At 28.1% G+C, this 8,454-nt stretch carries 7 protein-coding genes; 4 read left to right on the top strand and 3 right to left on the bottom strand.

Features of this window, described 5'->3' with window-relative positions; genetic code table 11:
• Nucleotides 1-262: 262 nt before the first annotated feature.
• The 3 genes from KGF50_RS18635 to KGF50_RS18625 form a co-directional block, all read right to left on the bottom strand.
• Nucleotides 263-1,306: an SPFH domain-containing protein gene (locus KGF50_RS18635; protein ID WP_227849449.1), complete on the bottom strand. Its 1,044-nt coding sequence runs from the start codon at nucleotides 1,304-1,306 to the stop codon at nucleotides 263-265.
• Between the two features lie 19 nt (nucleotides 1,307-1,325).
• On the bottom strand, nucleotides 1,326-1,772 hold the full coding sequence (locus KGF50_RS18630; RefSeq protein WP_227849448.1) for an NfeD family protein: 447 nt from the start codon (nucleotides 1,770-1,772) through the stop codon (nucleotides 1,326-1,328).
• A gap of 189 nt (nucleotides 1,773-1,961) precedes the next feature.
• Nucleotides 1,962-3,548: an NAD(P)H-hydrate dehydratase gene (locus KGF50_RS18625; RefSeq protein ID WP_227849447.1), complete on the bottom strand. Its 1,587-nt coding sequence runs from the start codon at nucleotides 3,546-3,548 to the stop codon at nucleotides 1,962-1,964.
• 799 nt (nucleotides 3,549-4,347) lie between these two features.
• Here KGF50_RS18625 and KGF50_RS18620 point away from each other — a divergent pair.
• From KGF50_RS18620 to KGF50_RS18605, 4 genes are all read left to right on the top strand, one after another.
• Nucleotides 4,348-5,250 carry an ABC transporter permease subunit gene (locus KGF50_RS18620; protein WP_227849446.1) on the top strand — a complete coding sequence of 301 codons (903 nt, stop codon included), beginning with the start codon at nucleotides 4,348-4,350 and terminating at the stop codon, nucleotides 5,248-5,250.
• Nucleotides 5,237-5,992 (top strand): ATP-binding cassette domain-containing protein, encoded by a 756-nt coding sequence (locus KGF50_RS18615; RefSeq protein WP_227849445.1) that lies wholly within the window; start codon nucleotides 5,237-5,239, stop codon nucleotides 5,990-5,992. Before KGF50_RS18620 ends, KGF50_RS18615 begins: the two co-directional genes overlap by 14 nt.
• 154 nt (nucleotides 5,993-6,146) lie before the next feature.
• Nucleotides 6,147-7,184, top strand: a complete 1,038-nt coding sequence (locus tag KGF50_RS18610) for an ABC transporter substrate-binding protein (RefSeq protein ID WP_227849444.1) — start codon at nucleotides 6,147-6,149, stop codon at nucleotides 7,182-7,184.
• Nucleotides 7,185-7,984: 800 nt separating this feature from the next.
• On the top strand, nucleotides 7,985-8,454 hold a 470-nt coding region (locus KGF50_RS18605; protein ID WP_413926843.1), incomplete at its 3' end, for an ABC transporter permease subunit.

Raw genomic sequence — 8,454 nt, 5'->3', positions numbered from 1 at the left:
GTTGTCAATATAAATATCCAAATTGAAATTACTTTTATTCCCCACATGTTTTATTTAATATTATATAACACTTTTTACATTAGTAAAGGGTAAATTGTATAAAAATTCTGTTAATTTATTTTTAAAATCCTGTTTTATAAATAAAAACAAAGAAGAAGACTTAAAAAAGCTATAAGTCTTCTTCTTTTCAATGTGCATTTTATACTATATTTAATTAATTCGACATTTAATTTCCATTTCCTTCCTGCGATAAAAAACTCTTTTATTTTTTTAATGAATCATTTCCACTAAATGCATCTTTTACATCTAATACATCATTCTTATCATCACTCATGACTTCTTTTATCCCTTTGAATGTTCCTAAGAAATTAACTGCTTCTGAAGGTAAAACCAATTTTGTTGACTTGCCTTCAGCCATTTTTTCAAGTGCTTCCATAGATTTTAATGCTAAGATATTATTGTCAATGTCAGACTCTTTCATCGCTGAAAATACTAATTTCAGACCTTCTGCAGTTGCCATTTGAGTTCTTTTAATCATTTCAGCTTCACCTTGTGCTTTAGCAATAGCTGTTTGTCTTATAGCTTCAGCTTCACCTTCTGCTACTAATATAGCAGACTCTTTTTCACCTTCCGCTACACGTACCATAGCTTCTTTTCTTGCTTCTGCTGTTAATATAGCAGATTGTTTTTCTCCTTCTGCTTGTAATATAGCAGCTGACTTATTACCTTCTGCTTGAAGTATTGCTTCTCTTCTTTCTCTTTCCGCTCTCATTTGCTTTTCCATCGCAACTTGGATATCATGAGGAGGCATTATGTTCTTTAACTCTACTCTATTTACTTTTATTCCCCATTTATCTGTTGCCTCATCAAGGATTGTTCTCATTTTTACATTTATTATATCTCTTGATGTTAGTGTTTCATCTAAATCAAGTTCACCAATTATATTTCTTAAAGTTGTAGCTGTTAGATTTTCAATAGCAGCTATTGGATTTGCTATTTCAAACACATATCTAACTGGGTCTGTAACTTTATAGTATACAACTGTATCAATCTGCATAGTTACATTATCTTTAGTTATAACTGGCTGAGGTGGAAAATCTATTACGATTTCTCTCAAGTCAATCACATATGCCATTTTATCTAAAAATGGTATCAAGAAATGTACTCCTGTTTCAGCCACTTTTTGAAACTTACCAAGTCGCATTATTATACCTACTTTAGATTGTTTTATTACTCTTATACAAGTTAAACTTATTGCTACGACTACTATTATTAATACAATACTTAAAACAACTTTCATACCCATAAATATATCCTCCTTTATTTTATTGATTCGTCACACTAGTTTCAGAATTTACTTTTTTAACAACTAGTTTTACCCCTTCTATTTTTAATACTTCTACTGTAGAACCCTTATCAATCTTTTCATCATCTATAGAAATAGCAGTCCATGTTTCATGTTCAACTACAACTAAACCAGTTTTATTTGGAGAGATTTCCTCTGTGACAATACCTTTCTTAGACATCATTGCTTGTAAATTAGTATTAGACTTATAAGTTTTATCTTTTTTTACAATTTTCTTAGTAGCTACAACTAACATAGCTATAGAAATTACAGCAAATATTAAAATTTGTAAAAATATACTCTTTATAAAAGTACTTAAAAATATAAGTATTACTGCTCCTACACTAAACCATATTAGTGTTAAGCTTGGAGTCAACATTTCTGCTATTCCAAATACGATTGCTACTATTAACCATATCAACTTCATACTATCTACCCTCTTTTCATATGAATTATCAAACCCTATATAAATCATATTCTTTACACAATATATTTGAATATGAATTTAAATAATAAACCAAAAACCAATAAAATAAGTTAATTTGAGATTAATTTAATAGTATTATATCAGCATACTTTGTTAAAGTTGTTACAAAGTAGTATCAAATATTAGTCATTAAATAATCAAAAACTTGTTCATTGTTAACGAAATGTTACTTATTAAATCTGTTGCATTTACTGTATACATATTTTTTCCTAACTTATCTCCTATATAACCATGTATATATGCTCCACTCACTGTAGCTTCAAGTATATCCATACCTTGACCTATAAAAGAAGTAATCATGCCAAGTAAACAGTCTCCCATCCCACCAGTTGCCATACAACTATTTCCTGTAGGATTTATATATGTTTCTTTCCCATCTGTTATGATAGTTTGATAACCTTTTAAAAGGACAACTACATTGTATTTTTGAGCAAATTCTTTTGCCACATCTACTCTATGTTCTCTTATATACCCAGTTGAGTCACCTGTCAACCTGGCCATTTCTCCCAGATGAGGAGTAATTACAAACTTATTTTTCCACTCTAAAAACTTATAGCATCTATCCTTCATAACATTTAGTCCATCTGCATCCAATATTATTGGACAACTAGAGTTTTCTACTACTCTAAGTAATCTCTCAAAAGTTTTGTGATTATCTCCCATTCCTGGCCCAAAACCAATCGCATTACTAGAACTCAATAGTTTATCAACTCTCTCTTCTTCAAAATTTACAGTCATTGCTTCAGTGAGTCTAATAGATACTTTTTCTTGTACATCTTTACTACTAATCAAAGTTACAAGACCACTTCCACTTTTAACAGCTGATTCAGTTGCTATGAAACTAGCACCATAAAATCCTTTTGAACCTGCGACTATAGATACTTTCCCAAAATCACTTTTAAATCCATGCTTATCTCTTCTTCTAATATTATTTTTTACAAAACTCTCATCAGTTATGAATTCATCATTATGGTATTTTCTTGTAATAAAATCTGGAACACCTATTTTTTCTACAATTACATCGCCAATAAATGAGCTTACATCATAATTTAAAAATCCTCTTTTATAAAATTCAAAACTAATTGTTTTGTTTGCTTTGATACAACTTCCAAGTATACTACCTTTGTCACTATCTATACCAGATGGTATATCTATAGAATATGTATTTTTGCTGTTATCATTTACTATATCGATTACTTCTTTAAAAATACCAGTTATTTCCCTTTTTAACCCCGTTCCAAATATTGCATCTATTACGACATCACTTTTAGATACTGCTTCTTTAAACATTGTTAAATTTTTATTTTTAATTATGCTCTGTTTTTCTGTCTTAATAATTTCATCCACTTTATTTTTATTTATATAATCATTATATTCCTCACTTAAATCATTTTTATCAATGTTTATAATATTAATTCCCATATTTAAAAGTATATTATAATTGATTTTAGAACATTCACTTAGTTTCTTGATGTTACCAATTAAAAAAACATTTACATTTTTCCCTTTTAGTTTTAAATGTCTTGCTATTCCAAGACCATCTCCACCATTATTTCCAACACCACATACAATTGTATAATCATTATATATATCCATATCCATGTTTCTCATTGCAGATATTACTGCATTTTCCATCAATACAATCATTGGAATTCCCAACTCTTCTACACATGCATTATCAACGTTTCTACTTAAATTAGCTGTACCTATCAACACATATCATCACTCCTATAAAATTAAAGACTTCTAAAATATTTAAATAAAAACATATAAATATCTACTGAAGTCTTTTTAATCTTGTAAACATATCAAAAATAAGATTCCTAAAAACAATTAAAAAAATAATAAAAACTCTGAATTAAAACAATCATTTAATTTATTATATCATATAATTTTAGTCATTATATTACTTCAAAACCTATTTTCATTAATTCTCTAAAAATTTTATCTTTTTACTCAATTTTTCCTAAAATCCAAATAAATTTTAATTTTTATTTATAAATTAAAATTTAAGAAAACTACCCAATCCTATACATAAAACTTTTTTTATTCGAACTCAATTTTCTGATAATTTAATAATTTTTCAAAATTTATAGTTGACTTTTATTTTTTACTGTATTAAACTAATTACTATACAAAATATAAAAACAAAATTTTCAAAATTATTAAATTAAAAGGAGAGGTAAATATGAAGACTTTATTAAACAAACAAGTACGATTTTTTAGTAGCCAATTTAGTTAGGGTTTGTAGCTAAGTTAAGACAAATTGTCATAACATAGATACAGACCCCTTAGGATTACCATTTTTAAGGATTGTATCTATGTTGGCTATAGTGATTGTTGTTAAAGTTTTTATTTTATCATCATATATAGAGCCACATGGATTATACTGTGTGGCTTATTCGTGTTTTTGCCATACAGTTATATATACTGTGTGGCTTTTTTATATCCAAAATTCAATTTTCAATTAAATTAAAAGATTTATTTTAAAATATTTTCAAAGGGGTGTTTTATTATGACAGGTATTATATCTGTAATGACGCAAAGTTTAATTTTATCAATCATGGCGCTGGGAGTTTATATAACTTACAAAATCTTAGATTTTCCCGATATGTCTGCTGATGGTAGTTACACAATGGGAGCTTCTATTGTAGCATTTTCTCTTACTAATGGGATTTCACCTGTAGTGGCAACTTTAATGGCTATTTTATGTGGTTGTATTGCTGGTCTTGTAACTGGTATACTTCACATTAAATTTAAAATATCTAACCTACTTTCTGGTATTTTAGTTATGGGAATGCTCTACTCTATCAACTTAAGAATAATGGGAAAATCAAATATCCCACTATTTAGTTTTAAACATTTATTCAATGGAGAAATATCTCCTATAGTTTTAGCTTTAGCTTTTGTATTTATCTGTAAAGTACTTTTAGATTTATTCTTAAAGACAGGTCTTGGATACACTCTAAAAGGTGTTGGTGACAACTCTCAAATGATTAAATCTTTAGGTATAAACATCGGTTCTATAAAAATATTAGGGCTTATGATTTCAAATGGACTTATAGCTTTATCTGGTAGTTTGATGGCTCAATTCTTAGGGTTCTCAGATGTAAATATGGGTATCGGAACTTTAGTACTTGGAATTGCTTCTATCATAATTGGTATTACATTATTCAAGAAATTCACTTTTATTAAAAATACTACTGCAATAATTGTTGGCTCTTTTATATACCAATTCACTATATACTTTGCAATGAGTTTAGGTATGTTATCAACTGATTTAAAACTAATAACTGCCATAGTTATAATAGCTTTCTTAGCTACTGGTAACTTAAATATCTCACTAAAAAAAAACAAGTGCAAGGCTAGTACCAAAAATAAATCTGAAAAAAGAGGTGTTATAGATGTTACAAATTAAAAATATTTCAAAGAGTTTCCCAAATCCATACGGTCAACCTAACACTATATTTGAAAACTTATCACTTAGTATAGAAGATGGTGAATTTGTAAGTATCATAGGTAGTAATGGAACTGGTAAATCTACTTTATTAAATATAATATCTGGATTATTAAAAGAATCTTCTGGTGAAATCACTCTAGATAATACTAATATAACAAATTTAGCTGAACACAAAAGAACTCAAATAGTAAGTAGAGTTTTTCAAGACCCAAGCTTAGGAACTTGTCCTTCTATGACAGTTAGAGAAAATTTATCTCTTGCTCTTAATAAGGGGAATTTGCTAAATTTAAAGAGATGTCTTCGTCATAAAACAAATGACTTAGAGCACTTACTTGAAGGAATTTCTCTAGATTTAAAAAAATACCTAGATATCAAAGTACAGTATCTTTCAGGAGGTCAAAGACAATCACTTTCACTAATTATGTCTAGTTTAGCAAGCCCTAAGGTTCTATTATTAGATGAACATACAGCAGCTCTTGACCCAAAGACATCAAATGAAGTAATTGAATTAACTGATAAAATTGTAAGAGAAAAAAATATAACTACACTTATGGTAACTCACAACTTAAAGCATGCACTTCAATATGGAGATAGATTAATAATGCTTCATAAAGGTGAAGTTGTCTTAGATGTAAATGGCAGAGAAAAAGAAAAATTGACTATAGAAGAAATCTTAGAAAAATTTGAATATGCTGTTTAAAAAATATCTATTATAATAATTTGATTTTAGTTTAGTTACAAATTAGTTTATTTATAAAATAATTTTAAAGTTATAATATTTTTAGCAATACTACAACAATTCATATGAATATATGAACATATATAATAACAAAATTTTTGAGGGGGATATAAAAATGATTAATAAAAAAAGATTGGTAAGTTTAATTATAGCGGGAGTACTAGGAGTATCAATGCTCACTGGATGTTCTCAAAATGGAGGCTCCGATGCTTCAAAAGACAAAGAAAAAACAGACAATAAAGAAATAAAAAATATAGGAATCACTCAACTAGTAGAACATCCATCTCTAGATAAGGCAAAACAGGGATTCATAAAAGCACTAGAAGATAAAGGTTATAAGGATGGAGATAATATAAAAATAGACTTCCAAAATGCACAAAATGATATGCCTACTACACAAAGTATTGCAAGTAAATTTGTATCTGATAAAAAAGATTTGATATATGCTATATCTACACCTTCAGCTCAAGCAGCTTATAATGCTACTAAAGATGTACCTATAATAATGACTGCTGTTACAGACCCTGTAGAAGCTGGATTGGTTAAATCTCTTGAAAAACCAGGTGGAAATGTTTCAGGTACATCAGATTATCTTTCAATTGATAAAACACTAGAATTGGTTAAAACTTTAACTCCAAAAGCGAAGAAAATAGGCGTTATATATAATACTAGTGAAGTTAATTCAAAAATACAAGTTGATTCTCTACATGATTATGCTAAGAAAAATAATTATGAAGTTGTTGAAAAAGGAATCAGTTCTTCAAGTGAAGTTAACCAAGCTATTTCTAGTTTAGTTGGCAAAATAGATGTTTTATATGTTCCTACTGATAATTTAATAGTTTCTTCTATGCCTATAGTTTCTAAAGTAGCTAATGAAAACAAAATACCTATAATAGCTTCTGAAGAAGGCTCTGTATCATCTGGTGCTTTAGCTTGTTGTGGAATAGACTATGAAAAACTAGGTTACAAGGCTGGAGAGCTTGCTATTGAAGTGTTAGAAGGTAAACCTGTTGGTGATATACCTGTTACTATGTTAGATGAAACTGAAATAATAATCAATGAAGATACACTAAAAGCACTTGACATGCAAAAGCTATCAGCAGATAATATAAAGTATATAAAGTCAGATAAAAATGCAAAATCTGCAGAGTAAAATGTAGTAAATTCAAAAAAGTAGGTAATATGAAAACTTTATATAGTAAGTACTCTTATCCACCCTAACCCTTTGAAAATTGTACTTATTGTAGCAATTTATTGCATATAAAGTTATTCATTTTCCATAAAAGTCGTCTATTTTGACGACGGATTATGAAAGTTATATAACTTTCTAATCATTATTTGAGCTGTCTAAATAGAAATTTAAATTTCTTAGACAGCTTTTTTTTATAAATTTTAATAGCTACAGCTTTACCTCCATTCCATATTTTTCTTTAATTAAATATTTTTTCACAAAATTTCCATTCAATTCATAAGTTTAGGATAACGTTTTTTTCAAGTGATATATTCCCTTTTAAAAATTCCAAGTATACACTATGTAGTATCTTAATTAAATTTAGCAGTTGACTTTTATTATTGTATAATTTATAATTTATAACAAGTCAAGAATACATATAATTTTCTGACTAATTAAAATATTAAAAGGGAGAGATAATTATGAATACTTTATTAAACAATAAAAAATATTATTATTACTATAGCCACTATTTCTAGGGTTTGTACCTACGTTTTAACATAGATACAGACCCCTTAAGACTAGCAAAACTTTGGGATTGTATCTATGTAGGCTATATTGTTTATAGAGTTTTCATTTAACTATATAAGAGCCACATAGATTATACTATGTGGCTTATTCGCGTTTTTACCACATAGTTGTGTATACTATGTGGTTTTTTTATATACAAAATTAGCAAATAATTAAAATTATAAAAATATTTTCAAAGGAGTGTTTTATTTATGTCAGGTATTATATCTGTAATGACGCAAAGTTTAATTTTATCAATCATGGCGCTGGGAGTTTATATAACTTATAAAATCTTAGATTTTCCCGATATGTCTGCTGATGGTAGCTACACAATGGGAGCCTCTATTGTAGCATTTTCTCTTACTAATGGGATTTCGCCTGTAGTAGCAACTTTAATGGCTATTTTATGTGGTTGTATTGCTGGTCTTGTAACTGGTGTACTTCACATTAAGTTTAAAATATCTAACTTGCTTTCTGGTATTTTAGTTATGGGAATGCTCTACTCTATCAACTTAAGAATAATGGGAAAATCAAATATCCCACTATTTAGTTTTAAACATTTATTCAATGGAGAAATATCTCCTATAGTTTTAGCTTTAGCTTTTGTATTTATCTGTAAAGTACTTTTAGATTTATTCTTAAAGACAGGTCTTGGATACACTCTAAAAGGTTCTGGTGACAA

This window comes from Clostridioides sp. ZZV15-6598, from assembly GCF_020657705.1.
Taxonomy (GTDB): Bacteria; Bacillota; Clostridia; order Peptostreptococcales; family Peptostreptococcaceae; genus Clostridioides; species Clostridioides difficile_F.
Note: the sequence above shows the minus strand (reverse complement) of the source record. Positions and strands in the feature narration are given on the sequence as shown.

Coding starts and splice junctions, on each gene's coding strand:
- KGF50_RS18635 (WP_227849449.1), bottom strand. CDS start 1,306: ATGGGTATGAAAGTTGTTTTAAGTATTGTATTAATAATAGTAGTCGTA.
- KGF50_RS18610 (WP_227849444.1), top strand. CDS start 6,147: ATGATTAATAAAAAAAGATTGGTAAGTTTAATTATAGCGGGAGTACTA.
- KGF50_RS18615 (WP_227849445.1), top strand. CDS start 5,237: ATGTTACAAATTAAAAATATTTCAAAGAGTTTCCCAAATCCATACGGT.
- KGF50_RS18620 (WP_227849446.1), top strand. CDS start 4,348: ATGACAGGTATTATATCTGTAATGACGCAAAGTTTAATTTTATCAATC.
- KGF50_RS18630 (WP_227849448.1), bottom strand. CDS start 1,772: ATGAAGTTGATATGGTTAATAGTAGCAATCGTATTTGGAATAGCAGAA.